The sequence below is a fragment of the Shewanella sp. T24-MNA-CIBAN-0130 genome (genome assembly GCF_040310185.1).
Taxonomy (GTDB): domain Bacteria; phylum Pseudomonadota; class Gammaproteobacteria; order Enterobacterales; family Shewanellaceae; genus Shewanella; species Shewanella psychromarinicola.
In genome coordinates, this window is record NZ_JBEOPP010000176.1 from 1 (window position 1) to 365 (window position 365).

Below are 365 nucleotides of genomic sequence, written 5' to 3' on the forward strand. Positions count from 1 at the left end.
GTTGGTATCTTAGCTATGGTGCCATCAACAGTATGTCGATTTATCATGCCTCAAGCGATAGTTTCATATCAGAAAGGATTATCTGATGTTTTTCATCGTCAGTTTGATAAGAAATATGCAGTTATAATTATTGTTCTAGCAATATTTTCATTGTTATTCAGTCCTTATTTTATTCTTTTTTTAACTGGTCAAGGTTATACATTTCCATTCATTGATATTACAATCTGTACTTTGTTATTTTTGGTTATGTCAGTTTCCATTTTTATAGATACACAATATAGCATACCCCAGCATTTAGAAGTTATAACGACTAAGGCGAACATTTTAGTTTTCCTTTCAGTGTTAATAACGATATATTTCTCTGT

The 365-nt window shown here is 30.1% G+C and carries 1 protein-coding gene; it reads left to right on the forward strand.

The genetic code is table 11. The features are described 5' to 3' along the window. Positions 1–45 precede the first annotated feature (45 nt). Positions 46–365, forward strand: a 320-nt coding sequence (locus AAEZ02_RS21970) for a hypothetical protein (protein WP_351125083.1), incomplete at its 3' end; no start/stop codon positions are given.